We start from the raw sequence: 17239 nt of genomic DNA, 5'->3' as shown, positions 1-17239 counted from the left end.
ATTAAGGGGAGGTATTCTTACCACCCCTTTTTTTATGCATGAATGTTTTCCCGTATTTTTATAACATGCAAAAAATTCTGTTAATCGGGAACCTCCGGCAATTGCCTGAAAATATCGCGGAACTGTTGCAACTCAATCATTATGAGGTAATAACCGCTGCGAATGGTAAGGATGGCATTGCCCGGGCACAGGAGCAGCATCCGGATATGATCCTCTGTGAAGCGAATATGAACGGTATAGACGGATCAGGTGTCATTTGTACACTTCGTAAAGATCCCCTGCTGGAAAATGTGCCGGTGATTCTCCTGGCAGACAAATACAACGCCCGCAATTTCAGGGCAGCCATGAACCTGGGCGCAGATGATTACCTGATTTCCCCTTTTTCCAACAACGATTTACTGCTCACGATAGAAAACCGTCTGCAGCGATACCAGCGCCCACTGGCTGCTGCTACGCCAGCACCGGCGGAAGACGCGCGGCAGGACCTGAAGGCAATGATCCGTGAGTTTACCGAGAACCGCAACACGGTGCAGCTGACCCCACATGAAACGGTGTACAGGGAAGGCGGTAATCCCCGTTTCCTGTATTATATCCGGGAGGGAAAAGTAAAAACGGTAAAAACACATGAAGACGGGAAAGACCTGGTGATCGGTCTTTACCGCAAAGGGGATTTCTTCGGGTATGTGGCCATGCTGGAAGATACGCCTTACAAAGCCACTGCTATTGTGATGGAAGACGCCGAAATTGTATTGATACCGAGAAAAGATGCAGAAGAGATATTTAACAGTACCCCTTATCTCATCAAACAGTTTGTCCGTTTGCTTGCACAGAATGTTACGGAAAAAGAAGAGCGGTTACTGGGCATTGCGTATGATACGCTGCGGAAGAAAGTGGCCAGTGCATTGATCCACCTCCGTAATAAGTACCAGCAGCAGGATAGTGGTGATTTCACGATCAACATCACGCGCGACGAACTGGCTGCTGTGGCGGGTACGGCTACGGAGTCGCTGATCCGTACCCTGGGCGATTTTAAAAGCGAAAAACTCATTGCTATCCGTAACGGGGGCATTACGATCCTCGATGCCGCCCGGCTGGAGGAACTGGCTTTCCATTAATGCAAAAACCGGTACACTTCCGTATACCGGTCTGCAAGCACTCCTGCATCATTCTCACGGGCCTTTTCTCTCTGTCACCCGCAGGTTATGCCATTTATCTACTATGAACAAGCAAGTTTTTGAAGGTTGGTAATCCCCGCCTCCTTGCGGAGGCGGATCATACCTTATAGGATGCTGGTTAAGCCATGTTTAATTCAGGTATTGCGGGTGGATCATATTCTCGAAGGAATAGATTTCGTCCCACTGTGCCTGTGTGATATAATGTTTTTCGGTGACGGCGATGTCGTGTACGGATTTACCGGTACTTAAGGCTTCTTTCGCAATAGCCGCGCAGGTTTCATAACCCAGTAACGGATTCAGGGCGGTCACAATACCTACACTGTTCATTACCATTTGCCGGCAGGCTTCTTCGTTGGCCGTAATACCATCCACGCATTTTTCGCGGAGTGTATCGGCGGCATTTTGCAGGTAAGTCAGCATGTTGAACAGGCTGAAAGCGATCACCGGCTCCATGACGTTGAGTTGCAGCTGTCCTGCTTCTGCGGCCATAGTGATGGTAAGATCAGCACCTATTACATAGTAGGCGGTCTGGTTTACCACTTCCGGAATCACCGGGTTTACTTTACCTGGCATGATGGAAGATCCGGGCTGCATCTGTGGCAGGTTAATTTCGTTTAGTCCTACCCGTGGTCCGGAAGATAACAGCCTTAAGTCGTTACATATTTTCGATAACTTGATGGCGGTTCGTTTGAGCATACCGGATACCAGTACAAAGGCGCCGGTATCGGAAGTGGCTTCTATCAGGTCTTCCGCGAGTACAACCGGCAAGCCGGTGATTTCGCCGAGGTATTGTGTCACCAGTTCAGGATAGCCTGCCGGTGCATTGATAGCGGTACCGATGGCGGTAGCGCCCATGTTTACCTCAGTGAGTAGTGCCTGTATTTCCCGGAGTCGTTGTACATCTTCCCGCAGGGTAGTGGCGAAGGCGTTGAACTCAGCGCCAAGGCTCATGGGAACGGCGTCCTGTAACTGGGTGCGGCCCATTTTCAATACCTGTGCAAACTCGCTGCCTTTGCGGGCAAAAGATTGCTGTAATTCATCGAGTGCGGCAATGAAGCCGTTGATCTTAAAGTATAAAGCTATACGGAAGGCCGTAGGATAAGCGTCGTTCGTGCTTTGAGAGCAATTGACATGGTTGTTGGGATGTAAGAATTCGTACTGTCCCTTTTCATGTCCCATGTATTCAAGGCCGAGGTTGGCGATCACCTCATTGGCGTTCATATTCACGGAGGTACCTGCACCACCCTGGATCATATCGGTGGGGAACTGGTCCGTATAAGCGCCGTTGATCAGTTTGTTGCTGGCGTATATAATAGCATCTGCCACATCGGCGGGAATAACGCCCAGGTCTTTATTGGCCATGGCGGCCGCTTTTTTTACATAACCCAGTGCCCTGATAAAAACAGGTTCATTGGATACCGGCATACCGGTGATATGGAAATTTTCAATGGCACGCAGTGTTTGAATACCGTAGTAAACGCTGTCATCGATGGCTTTTTCGCCTAAGAAGTCGTGTTCTATTCTGAATGCCTGGTTCATATGATGCGATTTTTTTTGTGGAGTAATTGTTTTTCATTCAATCTTACTACACAAAAGTACATCCAGGCAAAGAGGTGGGAAATGACGATGGTCAGGGATGGGATGATCCTGGTCAGGCGGGCTGTCGTGTTTTACGAAACACAACAGCCGCCGGCAGTTACGCCTCTCCGAGCAGGAATTTGTTGGAGATAACTTTGAAGGATATACGACGATCGGCAGAGCGGATCACCAGGCCTTCCCGTTCTACTCTTTTGTTGGCTGGCGACAACAGGGCTGCACCTTCTGCGAATGACAGCAGTTCGCCGATGGTATCCGGCAGCAGGAATGTTTCTTCCAGCACTGGTACGTGTTGCAGTGTAAGTTCCTGCATCAGTGCCAGGAATGCGGGCATCGACAGGTATTCTCCTGCGTTGATATTGAACGCGTTGAAGAAGTAAACCGTTTGTCCGCGCAGATCATAAGGATTGCCTTGTATGCCTTCGCCGATCAGTTCACCCTGCACGGCGATGTTGCTGCCAAGAGCCGCCAGTTTACCGGGAATATCCAGCTTTCTGGCTACTTTCCACAGGGTATTATCATCACTTTCCCGTAGTTCCAGGTTGCGGGAACATACGCCAAATTCGCCATCACGGTGGTAATAAGTCACGGAAGAACCATCCAGTTTTTCTGTGACGTAACAGGGATGGGTACGGAAAGTATCATATTCTCCGCTGAGATTCTGTATTCTTTCTTCATCTGTTTTAGGGATAAAAGAAGGAAAGCCACCTTTCATAATCCCCGCCAGGCTGGCTGGTATCGGTGCTTCGTACTTGATAATGCCCAGTTTGGCCGTAACATCTTCTCCCAGCGTGTGGACGTGGCCGTTAAGCATATCTACCGGCAGCAGGAGGCCCTGGGAGATCTGTCCGCGCAGCTTCAGGGTTTTCAGGCGAAATCCTTCTGTATCGCCCATTTTGCGGTAAGAGCTTTTCCGCAGGAATTCAAAATCAGGTGTAACTGGCAGAAAGGAATCTATTTCACAATAGATAGCGGCGTCGCCAGGTTGGTATTCCCCTTTTTTGATCACCAGTTTCCAGCCTTTAACAGTGGCTACTTCTATGAGATCAGCGCCGGGTATTGGCGCTACGTCGTCTATCACAACGATAGACGCCAGGATTCGTTCCATTGGGTGTAGTTTTTACGGGTTAACAAATAAACGGCTGCAAATATATATTTTTTTTGCTTCGCGAAACACACTGGAATGTTATTTATCTTCGCGCCCTATGTTGATGTCTTCTAATTCTATTGATATTATTATTCCTTCTTTCCGGTTGGATGAACAATATTTATTGCCTTTATTTCATTTGCCAAAGCCTGCCGGCTGGCGGTTTAACTACTACGTGATTGTAGATAATCCGACGGTGCAGCCTGGCCAGGAAATACTGCGACTGGCAGCATCAGGCGAAATTCATCTTTTTATAAATCCTGAAAATCTGGGAGCGGCAGAAAGCCGGAATAAAGGTATTAATGCAGGTAGTGGAGACTGGATGTTATTCCTGGATGACGACATTGTAGCAGATGATGACATCTTGTTTCAATATGTGAAAGCCATCGAGGCCCATCCGGGATCGATTGGTTTTATTGGGCTGACGGATTTTCCTGCGCCCATGAATACTTTTACACGGGCGTTAACCGCTGCCGGACTTACTTCTATCTTTACCATCGCCAACAGAAAGGATGAGTTTATGTGGGGCGTTACGGCCAACATGATGTATAACCGTGCGGCCATGCAGGAACTACGTTTTTCTGCCATTTTCCCGAAGAGTGGAGGAGGAGAAGATGTTGATTTGCCCGCGCAGATCTGTCTGCGTAATAATGCCCGTTTTATTTGTGTAAAAGAAGCCAGGGCAGTTCATCCCTGGTGGCACGACGGGCAACCTCATTATAAACGTTTTGAACGTTATGGAGAGGGCATGGCGCTGTTGCTGCCCCGCTTTAAACAATTTACCTGGTACGCATTTCCCAACCCCGTGGAAGGGTTGTTACTGGTGTTGTTAAGTGCCCCGCTGTTTTTTTTATATCTCAGCTGGGAAAAATGGGTGATCCTGTTACTGGCTATTCCCCTGATAGATATGGTGATTAACTATATTCGCGCTTATGGTATGGGATTCCGGGAGTTGAAAACCGGGTATTATATGACTTTGCTGCGATGCAGTAACGAATGGGGTTTGTTCAAAACGATCATGCGTGCCGGTAAGCCGGGTTATTTCCTGAAACGGATCAATATTGACTTTACGAGACCCCGCCATTTCCGCACCAACAGGTGGCGGATTATTAAACTGGTGATCTACCTGCTGTTAATAGCCGCCCTGATCTTTATTTAAGTCGTTTCTTAGCGGCTGTTTCGTACCAGCGCAGCATTTTATCCAGGATTTCCCGGAGGGTATCCATCGGCAGATCTGCTGCAGGGGAGAGCGGGAGAATACTCATGCGTGCCCGTTCGCCGGGTTGCAGCAAGGGGTGGTGAATGTTTTTACCTTCTACTATACCGAGATAGGGCTGGCCGGTTTTTTTATCTGTCCACAGATAACAGCACATTTTTCCATCATAGCAATAGAAAGGCATGCGGTATTTCCAGGCTTCTGTGATATGGGGATTGTAATGGACGAGCAAGGTGCGCATAGCGAGCAGACAGCCTTTGGCGGGCTCAGATTTATTTTCAAACCATGCGTCTATGTCCCGGAGCATATGTGAAATTATGTGATGAAATTAGCCAATTACTAGCAGCAGACTACTTTTTTTCCTATCTTTCTTTTCTTGTTACTGCCTGCACATTAAATGTTCATGAATGAAGAAAGTCCTGGTGCCATTGCCTGATTACGGCTTCGATCCTACAGAAGCGGCTATTCCCTGGCTGTTGCTGACTGCGAAAGGATATGATGTGCAATTTGCCACCCCAGGCGGCTACAGCAGTATGGCAGATCTACGCATGCTGAGGGGAGAAGGTTTAGGTATCTGGAAATGGTTGTTGCAGGCCCGTGCAGATGCAGTGGTTGCTTGTCACCAGATGTCCAACAGTGAAGCTTTCTGTAATCCCCTGAAATATTCTGATATCCGGACAGATGATTTTGATGCATTGTTGTTGCCCGGCGGCCATGATAAAGGGATGCGGGTATACCTGGAGTCATCGTTGCTGCAGCAGGCAGTTTCCCGCTTTTTTATCCGGCAGAAGCCGGTGGCGGCGATCTGTCATGGCGTGGTACTGGCAGCCAGGAGTAAAGATCCGGTTACCGGCTTATCCGTGTTGTACGATTACAAGACCACTGCTTTACTGGCCAGCCAGGAGCGCACGGCTTGGCAGCTGACGAGGGCCTGGTTGAAAGACTACTACCTGACCTATCCCATTACCGTGCAGGCCGAAGTAAGCGGGGTGTTGCGGGAACCCGGGCAATTCCTTTCCGGTCCGTTACCATTGCTCCGCGACGATCCCCGGCACCTGGAAAAGGGCTTCACGGTGCAGGACCGTCATTATCTCTCCGCCCGGTGGCCCGGTGATGTGTATCGTTTCTCTGCGGAGTTCATCAAAATGCTGGGTTAAAAGTCCTCCTTAACGCCCATTCCTCCTGCATCCGGCATTTCCAGGTGCTTACCTAAAGGTTATCAGTCCGGTTTCCGTCGCCCACATTGTAGTAAATTTGTAAACATGAGTAAGCATGGAATAAAACGGCCGCTGTCAGTGTTAGACCTGGCACCGGTATTGGAAGGAAATACGCCTGCAGATGCTTTCCGGAACAGTCTGCGGCTGGCACAACACGTAGAAAAGCTGGGATATAAACGTTTCTGGATGGCAGAGCATCATAATATGGTCAGCGTGGCCAGTTCAGCTACTGCGGTGTTGCTGGGATATATTGCCGGTGGCACGCAGAGCATCCGCGTAGGCTCCGGCGGTATTATGCTGCCTAATCACGCGCCACTGGTAGTGGCAGAGCAGTTTGGCACCCTGGCATCGCTGTACCCCGACCGGATAGACCTCGGACTGGGCAGAGCGCCGGGTACAGACCAGGTAACCGCCCGTGCCTTGCGCCGCGACAGGCTTGGGGCCGGTCACGATTTTCCGGAGCAGGTACAGGAACTGCAACAATACTTATCGTTTGATAATCATACGAGCGCGGTGCGCGCCATTCCGGGAGAGGGCCTTGATATTCCTATCTGGATCCTGGGCTCCAGCACCGACAGTGCCTACCTGGCAGCAGCTATGGGCCTGCCTTATGCCTTTGCCAGTCACTTTGCGCCGGCACAACTGCACGCTGCCCTGAAAATTTACCGGCAGCATTTCAAACCCTCCGAATTTTTATCAGCGCCCTACACGATGGCCTGTGTAAACGTAATTGCCGCTGGTACAGATGCAGAGGCGAACCGCCTGGCGACTTCCTTTTACCAGCTGTTCCTGGGTATTATACGTGGAAAACTGCGCCGGCTGGGACCTCCCATCGATTCAATGGAGGGTGTGTGGAATGAATATGAAGCTGCGCATGCACAGCAGATGTTGTCGTGCTCCTTTATTGGCAGCGTAGATACCGTAGAAAAAGGATTACAGCGTTTTGTGGATGAGACGCAGGTAGATGAACTGATGTCTACCGCACATATCTACGACCAGGAAGCCCGTTTGCTTTCCTATGAGCTGTTAAAGGGGATTGCGGACCGGCTGGTATAAACACAGAACAATCCTGCATAGCCGCGTGTTAGGTGAGTAATAGTTGTTGTTATTTACCTATAAACGCTGAGCTATGCATTTTCCCTCATTCAGGCAATTTACCACGGGACTATTCCTGTTTTGCTCCCTGCATTTTTCCCACGAGTCTTTTGGCCAGCGAGGTGGGCGGGAAAGACCTGCCAGACAGGCGAACCGTCCTGCACCCGCGGCGAGACCCGCGCAGAACGCCCGTCCTGTAAACAGGCCAGGTGCGGCTGCACGTCCTGCAAATAATCAGTTGAACCAGACGCGGAATAATAATGAACGGATTAACCGGAATAACAATGCGCAGATTAACCGGAACAACAATGCGCGCGTCAACAACAATAACAACGCAAGGATCAATAACAACAACAGGGTCAACGTTAATAAGAATAACAACGTCAATGTTAACCGCAACAATAATGTAAACGTCAACCGTAATGTCAATGTGAACCGCAATGTAAATGTGGTGAACCGCAACGTAACGGTGATTAACCGTCCGGCTTACCGGGTGTATCCGGGCCGGTACAACTACTACTATCATCCTTACCGGCCTTATACCAGCTGGGGGCCGGTGTGGCATCCGGTTGGATTTCTGATCACAACACTGGCAGTAACCGCTATCGTGGTATCGGTGAATAATCAGAAATATCATTATGATCAGGGTGTTTATTACGCTCCGGCGCCTTCGGGCGGTGGGTATACGGTAGTACCGGCTCCTCTTGGTGCGGTAGTTACGTCGCTGCCTTCGGGTTATACCATGGTCCCCGTCTCCGGGAATAATTACTATTACTATGGCGGCGCGTTTTATTCAAAGTCAGGTTCTTCCTATACGGTGGTGGCTCCGCCGGAAGGCGCGATTGTTTCACAGATTCCTTCCGGCGCGAAAGAAGAAACGCTGGATGGAAAAAAGTATGTGGTATACAATGGTACGTACTATCAGCCGTTTTCGGATAACGGAAAGAATGCCTATGAAGTAGTAGCGGCGGAATAACGTGAACGCGTAAACGAGCTTTTGTGTGCCCCGCAGGATATTCTCCACTCAGCTGCCCGGGTATATGCCGGGCAGCTTTTTATTGTATCTTTATAGTATAGGTGGTCAGGTGGCAGCCTTAAAATCAATCTATGATTCAAACAATGCGAACAGTTATAACCGGTACTGGTAGCTTCATTCCTGCCAACAAAAAACTAAATAATGATTTTTTGCAACAGGAGTTCTACAGCGAGCGGCAGGAGCGGATACCTTCGGAAGGAGCGGACATTATCCGCAAATTTGAGGAGGTAACAGGGATTTCTGAACGCAGGTATGCAGATCTGGACATGAATGCTACGGAAATGGCCGTAGCAGCGGCCGTAGCAGCCATTAAAGATGCAGGGACAGATCCGGAGACGTTGGATCAGATTATTGTAGCACATAATTTTGGTAACGTATTAACAGAGACTATCCAGTCGGATGCCGTGCCATCGCTGGCATCCCGTGTGAAACAGGCTTTGGGGATCCGTAATCCTTCGTGTATTCCATATGATATTTTATTCGGTTGCCCGGGTTGGATCCAGGGTTTGATCCAGGCAGATGCGTTCTTTAAGGCTGGTCTGGCGAAGAAGTGCCTGGTGATAGGTACAGAAACGCTGAGCAGGGTAATCGACAAGTACGACCGTGACAGTATGATTTTCAGTGATGGTGCGGGCGCTGTGGTAGTAGAGGCGGTGGCTGAAACGCAGGCCGGGATCATCAGTGCCAGCGCGCAATCATACGCTATGGAGGAGCTGAACTATATTTATATGGGGAAATCCTATGCACCGGAAGCAGATAAAAGTGTACGTTATATCAAGATGCTGGGCCGCAAGGTGTACGAGTTTGCCCTGAAACGTGTGCCAGAAGCGATGAAGGCTTGTCTGGATGCAGGAGGGATTGATATTGCGGATGTGAAAAAGATCTTTATCCATCAGGCAAATGAGAAGATGGATATTGCCATCATCAAGGCATTCTACTTACTATACGGCATTAAAGATATTCCTGCAGACATTATGCCCATGAATATTCATGTATTGGGCAACAGTTCCGTGGCTACGGTGCCTACCTTATTTGATATGGTGAGGAAGGGACAGATTGCCAACCAGGAGGTACATGCCGGCGAGGTGATCCTGTTTGCTTCTGTTGGAGCGGGTATGAACATCAATGCGGTTTCTTACCGCGTATAGGCATAGGCGTAATGAAGTCATTTATCGTATAAGCGTTACCGTTCCTTTCCTGCTGAACCGGCGTCCGGTATAATCCACGCCCTGCACCATCCACACATAGGTGCCGGCAGGAGAGGGCTGGCCCTGCCAGGTGCCATTCCAGCCACCGGGGAGTTCTGCGCTGCGGAATACTTCCTGTCCCCAGCGGTTCCAGATAATAAAGAAGTCGAGTTTGGGTACGCCGGCGGCGATCACCCTGAAAATGTCGTTCCTCCCATCGTTGTTGGGCGTAAAAGCATTGGGGACGTAGAACTCCGGACCTTCATATACTTTCACATTAATATCATCTTCACTGCTGCAGCCTTCCGGAGAAGTAACCCGGAGGCGGTAGGTCTGGTCTTTCTGCAATACAGCCGTGGGGTTGGATACATAGGGGTTATTAAGACCGGTAGCGGGCGACCAGGCGTATTGTACCCGGTCGTTGAGCCATCCTGATTGCAGTTGCAATGGTTGTCCTTTTGCAACGATGGTGTCTTTCCCTGCCTGTGCAAATACGGAAGTAACCCTGACGGGAACATCTACGGTGGGGGATACGCACCCGTCGGCGCTTACGGCGTATAACCGTGCGGGATAGTAACCTGTATCCGCGTAGCGGTGGTTGTCGTTTTGTTTGATGAGTGTGGCGCCGTCGCCCGCGTCCCAGCGCCATTGTGCCAGCGGAATGCCGGGAGTGTTGTTGCTGCCGTAGAACCGGGTGGCAACGCCGAGGCACACATCTTCCCCGATACCGCTTACCTGCGGTGTTTCACTCACCAGGATGGATTTGGTAGCATTGCCGCTGCAACCCTGTGCAGAGGTGACGGTGAGTTGTACCTGCCGGTATCCGGGTGTGGTATAGGGCGCCATCGGATTTTTACCGGTGGCGGTAGCGCCGTTGCCAAAGTCCCATTCCCATTGTTGTGCGGAACCAACGGCGATGGTAGTACGATCTTCCATCTGCATTTTTGCATCCAGGCAGAGGGGATCCGGGCCGAAGTCTACAACGGGGTAGGCACCTATGATAAAAGGTGCTTTCAGGGTGTCTGACATGCAGCCGCTGTTATCTTCGATCAGTAGTTTCACCTGGTAGTTGCCGGCGCCCGGATACCGGTGTGCGGGGGGCTGTGGGGCCGTAGAAGTAGTGCCATCACCGAGGTCCCACCACCAGCGGGTAATGGCGCCAAAAGAGCTGGAATTGTCCTTGAACTGGATGGGGGTACCATCGCAGAATATCTGTTGCGGGTTAAAATCAAATTCGGGCCGCAAAGCGGCGCAAAATTCCTGTTTATTGGAGCTACCTCCGGTGGCGCCGGCAAATCCCCAGTAAACTTCCGGATCTCCGCTGAAAATATCGGTAACGAGGTCTTTGTCGAGGGTTAAACGGAGTTCATTGTCTATACTCACTTCCATGTGTTGCAGGGTAGCATCCCATTTTATACGGAACAGGTGCCAGTTGCAGTCTTCAATATTGGGACTATTGGCCAGTGCGGTTACGGGCGCAGTGAGGTTCCCTACGGGAGCAGCATGGTCTGATACGCCATTCATCTGGATGGCCACATGATCGTAGGGCGGATCATTTTCATCGAAGTTCTGCCAGGTATCTATAATAATGCCGAGGGAAGGTGAAATGCCTTTAAAACCGATGCCCTGGCCTGTAGCACCGAGGTTGGTGCCTTTGGTTTGCAGTATGAAGCCGATGCCATCTGCACCGTTATCATCTTTACAACCGAGGTTTACATCAAAAACATAGTTGAATGACTGGCGGAGATTGATTTTGTTCTTGTTCCATACGGTTCCGCTGACGAATTGCTGATCCGGGGTAAGTACATAGCAATTGCATGTACGCTGTGTGGCAGCGCCATTCAGTATGTAAGGGAGCAGCGTTTGCCCCGTCAGCCGGAAAGGGTGCAATAGCAGCAGACCGATGAAGAGGCATAGTAGTTTTTTCATATAGGGGAACCGGGCAGGTAGACAGATTGCCGTTAACAAGTTACATTCTTCGTTATTAAGATCAAAGCTAATTATTGGGAGACATTGCCTTTTTCTTTAGTTTTGCCCGGACCCAAAAGTGATGTTGACATGCAAATAACGATCAGTGTAAAACAACCCGGCAGGAAATATGCGCTTATAGACAGGCAGTTACTCGAAGTGGATGATATAACAGATAGCCCTTCTCTCCGTGAATTGCTGCAGGCTGTTGTAAAACAACAGGTAGCCGCCTATAACGATAAGCCACTTGAAAAGAACCTGCTGCCTTTTCTTTCTGCTGAGCAGACAGACGACCGGTTAGCTACCGGAAAAGCCGGTTTTGGTAGCATCTACAACGAACATAAAGCAGATGCGGTGAAAGCGCAGGAAACAGCCCTGCAGGCCTTTGAGGACGGCCTGTTTGCGGTGTTTATAAATGACGAAGAAATGAAGCATTTACCGGATAAAATTTCGTTAAATAACGATACAGTGATTACCTTTGTAAGGTTAACCTTTCTCGCCGGCAGTATCTGGTAGAGAGACATTATTTTAACCCGTCACGATTAGTAAAGACCTTTATTTATGGACGCAAAACAATTCCTGGAAAGCCGGGAACTCCCTGATTATTTCAAGAAAATAATAGCGGAGCTGGAAGAAGTACATGCCAGCGGCACCACGCATCGCTTGTTAACCAAAGATATGGCAGCATTAGGTTTGCTGTTATTACTGGAATCTCCTGAAGAAAAGAATGAACCCAACTTCGGCTATCGCAGACCTGTAACGTATAAGAATACACGTTATGACCGGATAGCTGCCTTATTGCCTGCACAGCAATGGAATGATCCGGCAGCATGGAACCTGCTGGTATATCTTTTCGGCGAGGAAAAAGCCGCTTATGTAAAGTATGCCTGGGAAAGGATTCCTTACCAGATGTACCAGGTAAATACTGATCGCCGCTCTTTTACCGCTCCCCATGATCCTGAAGTATATTTTGTTAACCAGTTAAACTTTCTCATCTACGCGGTACCGCAGACCTTCCAGGTAGTATACGTTCCAAAGACCCAAACCATCTGTTATGACCTGAGCATCACAGAGCAGATCCGCTATGATCAGGCCCTGAACAGTCACTATCTGTACCGGATCTGGGCAGCGGCTATCGACCTGGGAAATGAGGCGGTATTCCAGCTGATGGAAGATATTATTTTCAACAAGGACACGATTGGTAAGGTAACCCGACCTATTATCAAGGCATTGCTGAACAGTGAAAAACAGCAGGCCTGGGAACTGGTGGAGAAGTTATTACTGGCCGCGCAACGCCAGGAAGGCCTGCGGCAGACCATCCTGGAGTCGTTGGATGAAACCAGCACCGGTGCTTTGAAGTACATGATCAAAGTGCTGATAGATCATAAGATGACCCGCTTCTCTTCCGTGGTGCGTGCGGTGGATGTATGGGCCGGTCTTGGCTGGGATGCGGAAAAAGAATCTACGGTAAAAAAATTCCTGGAGAAAGCGCATGAATATCTGGAAACGCCGGCACTTATTCCTGCTGCGCTGCAAAGCCAGCATAACATGGAAGTATACATGGCACTGTGGGCCCAGGGGGTATATGATGTGGCTGTCACGAAACCTTTGCTGGAAGAGCTTTTTACTACCGGCAATACGCAGAAGCGTTGCCTGGCGCTGAAGTTTGCCCGGGAAACGAAATATTACAATATAGACATGCCCCTGCTTTACAGGGCATTGAAAGATAAAGAGGAAGTAGTGTTAGGTGCGGCCGTAACGGGCATCAACCAGTTGCTGCACGGACGTCGTGATCATTACAACCAGTATTTCCCCGAACTGTTCAGCCGCCTGCATGCTATTGCAGAACGCAGCAGCGGTAAGGAGAAAGTATTTACCAGCCAGGTGTTTTCCTGGATGAACATTACTTTCGACAGGAATGATGTGTGGCAGGCAATGCTGCACCTGATCGGTGATCAGCAGGACCGGCTGGATATCATGATGGGATATTATGATGAGATGAACCTTTCCCTGAGGGAGCAGTTGGCGCGGCAGATTTTTCCGGAACATGCTGCCTGGGGATGGAATGAGCAAACGTCGAAAGTAGCAGCGCTGACTGCCTTTCAGCGGAACTTCGCCATCCGTCTGTTAAAGGACCGGGGAGAATTTGTAGTGGATGTGGCTTTCCGGGCATTGAGCAAAGAACAGTTTGCTGTAACAGAGATGCCGGTATTTGTGGAGTTACTCAAGCGCAAAAGCGCTGGTGGCAGAAGCAAGGCCATTGCGTTGATCCTGCGTCAGCAGGAGGATGTAGTGGCAGCGGTGACTACGCAACTGCTGGAAGGGGATGCAGAACAACGTTTAGCCGGTCTCGATATAGCGGTGCAACTGAAAAAGGGCAACCGGTTGGTAAAAGAAATCAACGACTGGCAGGCATCGTTCAAGGAAAGAAAAAATATCTCGCAGCGCGAAGAGATGTTATTATTACAGTTATCCGCTGACAATGAACAGGGGAATTACACCGGGGAAAACGGCTATGGTTTATTTGACCGCGCGCTGATATCCCCGGTGGTAGCGCCTGTGGCGGATGCGGATGATTACTATGCGCAATGTCTGCAAACCGGGGAGTATGGTTTTTCTATGCCGGTAACGCAAATGCAGGAAGCCCTGAAAGCTTTGTACACGCTGATTCTTGAGAATGGTGATCATGAATACGAGGCAGAATCGTATGACGGGAGTCGCAGGAAAGTGCTGATTGCAAACGAGTTTTCGGCTAACAAGCCTTACTCGTATACCTTTGAATCACCGGAAGCGGAATATGCAGCTTACCCTTTGCCGGAGGTATGGGAGCAATGGTACCAGGAACACCATATACAGCCACGGGATATTTTCATACTGAATACGTTGTTACTGGATAAGCAGGAGCAGGGCGAAACGTGGCAGCAGTTAACAGCGGCCTACTATCCTGCTTTTGAATTGCTGATACCGGAAGCATGCCGTACAAAGCATACTTACCGGTGGTCCAATCCTTTGATGCGGGTGTTAACAGCTTTGCAGCTGATCCATCCGTTTGCGGAGCGGAATGCGTTTCTGCTGGGTGCAACCCGGAGGTTGTTTGCCTCTTTTACGCCGGAAGTATTATCGTATCAATCGGATGGTAAACAATATCCGTATACCCGTGGAGGTTGGCAAAAAGTAGGCGTATTGAATAAGCTGCCGGATCTGGTGAATACAGGTAAGCTGGCAGGCGATGAAATAGCGCAGGCATGGCAATTGTACCACTGGCGGCAGTTTACAGGTATTGAGGTAATAGAGGAGCTGCCACCGTTGACATTGTTTTGCAGCGCTTACGAGGCAGGGTTAATTTCTGAAAGTGAAATGTACCGTGGATTGATCAGCAAGGATAATCTGCGGCTGTTGTCGCAGACGCGGCAACGCAAGGATGCATTTGATTATTTCGGGCAATTTCCTTTCCTGAAAGAAATGTTTATCCGTGTGCGGGAACATTTCCTGGATATAGAATTGAAGCGGGGTGATACCGCTACAGCGGTAACGAAATTTGTTCCGCAGCTGGAAACTGTATATGGTATCAACCGCCTGGCAGAGATCCTGACGGGATTGGGTAAAACAACGCTATACCGGGGTTATATCTATGGTGGTTCGGATGATTTTACGCGGCAGCAGCAGTTTAGCACGTTATTGAAGAAATGTTTTCCTGCACCAGAAGATACGCAGGAGCTTTTTGATAAGACTTTGCAGTCGTTGAAAATCAGTGAGGCGCAGTTGATAGAAGCGGCGGTATATGCGCCGCAGTGGCAACAATTTGTGAGCAAATATCTCAACTGGAAAGGGCTGGATGCCGCGATCTGGTGGATGCATGCACATACGAAATCGTCTGGCGCGGCAGAGCAGAATGCAGAAGCAGAAAGTGAAATAGCGCGTTACAGTGCGGTAGACCTGGCCGATTTCAAGATAGGTGCGGTAGATAAAGACTGGTTCCTGAAAGCCTATAAAGAAATAGGAAAGGCCAGGTGGCAGATTGTGTATGATGCGGCCAAATATATCAGCGACGGGAACGAACATCGCCGTGCGCGTTTATACGCTGACGTTATTACGGGCGACATCAAACTAAAAGAAATTACGCAGAAAATAAAAGAGAAGCGTGACCAGGATTACCTGCGGATGTATGGCTTAGTGCCGTTGAGTAAAGCGAACCCGGATAAAGATGTGCTGGGGCGTTATGAATATCTTCAGCAGTTTAAGAAGGAAAGCCGGCAGTTTGGTGCGCAGAAGCAAACCAGCGAAGCGCTGGCTATCCGGATTGCACTGGAAAACCTGGCCCGTAATGCGGGATATGCTGATCCGCTCCGTTTAACCTGGGCGATGGAAACCCGGCAGGTACAGCAAATTTTGTCGAAGGAGACGCAGGTGCAGTATGACGATGTGAGCATCGGACTGGTGATCGATGCCACCGGAATGGCCGATGTGGTGGCGTTTAAGGGAGATAAACCCCTAAAAGCGATTCCGCCGAAATATAAGAAGGATGCGAAAGTAGAAGAGTTAAACGATTACCGTAAGATATTAAGGGAGCAGTTCAGTCGCTCGAAAAAATCGCTGGAAGATGCCATGGTAAGAGGCGATAGCTTTTTATACACGGAGCTGGCGAATTTATTTGGCCACCCGGTAATTGCGCGGCACCTGGAGAAGCTCGTATTTGTAGCGGGAGAGAAGCATGGTTTTTATCATGACGGTACCTTACATGCGCCGGGAGATCGGGAATTTGTGCTGAATGCCGATGACCAGATTTTTGTGGCGCACAGCTCAGACCTGTATCGTTTGAAGGTATGGAGCGATTATCAGCGTTATGCGTTTGAGAAACAGTTGCAGCAGCCGTTTAAACAGATCTTCCGGGAACTGTATGTGCCGCTGGCAGATGAACTGGCGGAGAAATCCATTTCCCGCCGTTATGCGGGGCACCAGGTACAACCCAGTCAGACCGTGGCTTTGCTGAAGAACCGGCATTGGAAAGTAGACTATGAAGAAGGGTTGCAGAAAGTTTTCCATAAAGAGGGCTTTGTAGCAAAAATATATGCGATGGCCAATTGGTTTTCCCCGGCAGATGTAGAAAGTCCGACGTTGGAAACGGTGATCTTCCATGATCTTAAAACGCATAAACCGGTGGCATTTGAGCAGATTTCCCCGCTGATATTCAGTGAGGTGATGCGGGACATTGACCTGGTGGTGAGTGTGGCGCATGTGGGTGGCGTGGATCCGGAAGCGAGTCATTCTTCCATTGAAATGCGGCGGGTGTTACTGACGGAAACGCTCCGGTTGTTTAAGATCGATAATGTGACGGTGAGTGGGCATCATGCCCGCATCAAGGGCCAGCATGGGGAGTACAGCGTTCACCTGGGCAGTGCTGTTGCGCATCAGTTGCCCGGTAAGTATTTGTCTGTGTTGCCGGTACATTCGCAACACCGTGGCCGTATTTTCCTGCCGTTTATCGACGATGATCCGAAATCTGCGGAATTGATCTCCAAGGTACTGTTACTCGCAAGGGACCAGGAGATCCAGGATCCGACGATATTATCGCAGCTTAGCATGAACTAACCAGTTATCTATC

12 protein-coding genes are annotated in these 17239 nt (G+C 49.5%); 8 read left to right on the top strand and 4 right to left on the bottom strand.

All coding sequences use genetic code 11. The features are described from left to right. Positions 1-65: 65 nt before the first annotated feature. Complete coding sequence (locus BMW79_RS22685; protein WP_177192292.1) at positions 66-1115, top strand: cyclic nucleotide-binding domain-containing protein; 1050 nt, start codon at positions 66-68, stop codon at positions 1113-1115. A 189-nt stretch (positions 1116-1304) separates the two neighbouring features. On the opposite strand, the gene aspA is transcribed toward BMW79_RS22685, so the two are convergent. Continuing rightward, the gene (gene aspA / locus BMW79_RS22680; protein ID WP_089898373.1) at positions 1305-2714 is read right to left on the bottom strand and encodes an aspartate ammonia-lyase; all 1410 of its coding nucleotides are present in this window, start codon (positions 2712-2714) and stop codon (positions 1305-1307) included. Between the two features lie 157 nt (positions 2715-2871). After that, on the bottom strand, positions 2872-3879 hold the full coding sequence (locus BMW79_RS22675) for an RNA ligase (ATP) (protein ID WP_089898370.1): 1008 nt from the start codon (positions 3877-3879) through the stop codon (positions 2872-2874). 97 nt (positions 3880-3976) lie between these two features. Here BMW79_RS22675 and BMW79_RS22670 point away from each other — a divergent pair, with 97 nt between their 5' ends. Beyond that, a complete protein-coding gene (locus BMW79_RS22670) occupies positions 3977-5077 on the top strand; it encodes a glycosyltransferase family 2 protein (protein WP_177192291.1) in 1101 nt (366 codons plus the stop codon). Here BMW79_RS22670 and BMW79_RS22665 read toward each other — a convergent pair. After that, complete coding sequence (locus BMW79_RS22665; RefSeq protein ID WP_089898369.1) at positions 5070-5441, bottom strand: DUF1801 domain-containing protein; 372 nt, start codon at positions 5439-5441, stop codon at positions 5070-5072. The genes BMW79_RS22670 and BMW79_RS22665 overlap by 8 nt on opposite strands. Before the next feature lie 100 nt (positions 5442-5541). Between BMW79_RS22665 and BMW79_RS22660 the strand changes: the two genes are divergently transcribed. The 4 genes from BMW79_RS22660 (at position 5542) to BMW79_RS22645 (ending at position 9630) form a co-directional block, all read left to right on the top strand. Beyond that, entirely contained in the window at positions 5542-6291 is a 750-nt protein-coding gene (locus BMW79_RS22660; protein ID WP_089898367.1) for a type 1 glutamine amidotransferase domain-containing protein, read from the top strand. A gap of 105 nt (positions 6292-6396) precedes the next feature. Further along, positions 6397-7407: an LLM class flavin-dependent oxidoreductase gene (locus BMW79_RS22655; protein ID WP_089898365.1), complete on the top strand. Its 1011-nt coding sequence runs from the start codon at positions 6397-6399 to the stop codon at positions 7405-7407. Positions 7408-7480: 73 nt separating this feature from the next. Beyond that, entirely contained in the window at positions 7481-8422 is a 942-nt protein-coding gene (locus tag BMW79_RS22650; RefSeq protein WP_089898363.1) for a DUF6515 family protein, read from the top strand. A 143-nt stretch (positions 8423-8565) separates the two neighbouring features. Then, complete coding sequence (locus BMW79_RS22645; protein WP_089898361.1) at positions 8566-9630, top strand: 3-oxoacyl-ACP synthase III family protein; 1065 nt, start codon at positions 8566-8568, stop codon at positions 9628-9630. Positions 9631-9651: 21 nt separating this feature from the next. Here the strand turns inward: BMW79_RS22645 and BMW79_RS22640 are convergent, their stop codons facing one another. Beyond that, positions 9652-11598: a lectin-like domain-containing protein gene (locus BMW79_RS22640; RefSeq protein WP_089898359.1), complete on the bottom strand. Its 1947-nt coding sequence runs from the start codon at positions 11596-11598 to the stop codon at positions 9652-9654. Between the two features lie 129 nt (positions 11599-11727). Between BMW79_RS22640 and BMW79_RS22635 the strand changes: the two genes are divergently transcribed. Together BMW79_RS22635 and BMW79_RS22630 are read left to right on the top strand one after the other, a co-directional pair. Continuing rightward, positions 11728-12153: a hypothetical protein gene (locus BMW79_RS22635; RefSeq protein ID WP_089898357.1), complete on the top strand. Its 426-nt coding sequence runs from the start codon at positions 11728-11730 to the stop codon at positions 12151-12153. A 45-nt stretch (positions 12154-12198) separates the two neighbouring features. Continuing rightward, on the top strand, positions 12199-17226 hold the full coding sequence (locus tag BMW79_RS22630) for a DUF4132 domain-containing protein (protein WP_089898355.1): 5028 nt from the start codon (positions 12199-12201) through the stop codon (positions 17224-17226). Positions 17227-17239 lie beyond the last annotated feature (13 nt).

Origin of the sequence: Chitinophaga arvensicola, from assembly GCF_900110835.1 — a bacterium.
GTDB lineage: Bacteria > Bacteroidota > Bacteroidia > Chitinophagales > Chitinophagaceae > Chitinophaga > Chitinophaga arvensicola.
Note: the sequence above shows the minus strand (reverse complement) of the source record. Positions and strands in the feature narration are given on the sequence as shown.

What these genes read in the sequence shown, in the direction of transcription:
- BMW79_RS22675 (WP_089898370.1), bottom strand. Translation starts at nt 3,879, where the DNA reads ATGGAACGAATCCTGGCGTCTATCGTTGTGATAGACGACGTAGCGCCA.
- BMW79_RS22635 (WP_089898357.1), top strand. Translation starts at nt 11,728, where the DNA reads ATGCAAATAACGATCAGTGTAAAACAACCCGGCAGGAAATATGCGCTT.
- aspA (WP_089898373.1), bottom strand. Translation starts at nt 2,714, where the DNA reads ATGAACCAGGCATTCAGAATAGAACACGACTTCTTAGGCGAAAAAGCC.
- BMW79_RS22650 (WP_089898363.1), top strand. Translation starts at nt 7,481, where the DNA reads ATGCATTTTCCCTCATTCAGGCAATTTACCACGGGACTATTCCTGTTT.
- BMW79_RS22630 (WP_089898355.1), top strand. Translation starts at nt 12,199, where the DNA reads ATGGACGCAAAACAATTCCTGGAAAGCCGGGAACTCCCTGATTATTTC.
- BMW79_RS22670 (WP_177192291.1), top strand. Translation starts at nt 3,977, where the DNA reads ATGTTGATGTCTTCTAATTCTATTGATATTATTATTCCTTCTTTCCGG.
- BMW79_RS22655 (WP_089898365.1), top strand. Translation starts at nt 6,397, where the DNA reads ATGAGTAAGCATGGAATAAAACGGCCGCTGTCAGTGTTAGACCTGGCA.
- BMW79_RS22640 (WP_089898359.1), bottom strand. Translation starts at nt 11,598, where the DNA reads ATGAAAAAACTACTATGCCTCTTCATCGGTCTGCTGCTATTGCACCCT.
- BMW79_RS22685 (WP_177192292.1), top strand. Translation starts at nt 66, where the DNA reads ATGCAAAAAATTCTGTTAATCGGGAACCTCCGGCAATTGCCTGAAAAT.
- BMW79_RS22665 (WP_089898369.1), bottom strand. Translation starts at nt 5,441, where the DNA reads ATGCTCCGGGACATAGACGCATGGTTTGAAAATAAATCTGAGCCCGCC.
- BMW79_RS22660 (WP_089898367.1), top strand. Translation starts at nt 5,542, where the DNA reads ATGAAGAAAGTCCTGGTGCCATTGCCTGATTACGGCTTCGATCCTACA.
- BMW79_RS22645 (WP_089898361.1), top strand. Translation starts at nt 8,566, where the DNA reads ATGCGAACAGTTATAACCGGTACTGGTAGCTTCATTCCTGCCAACAAA.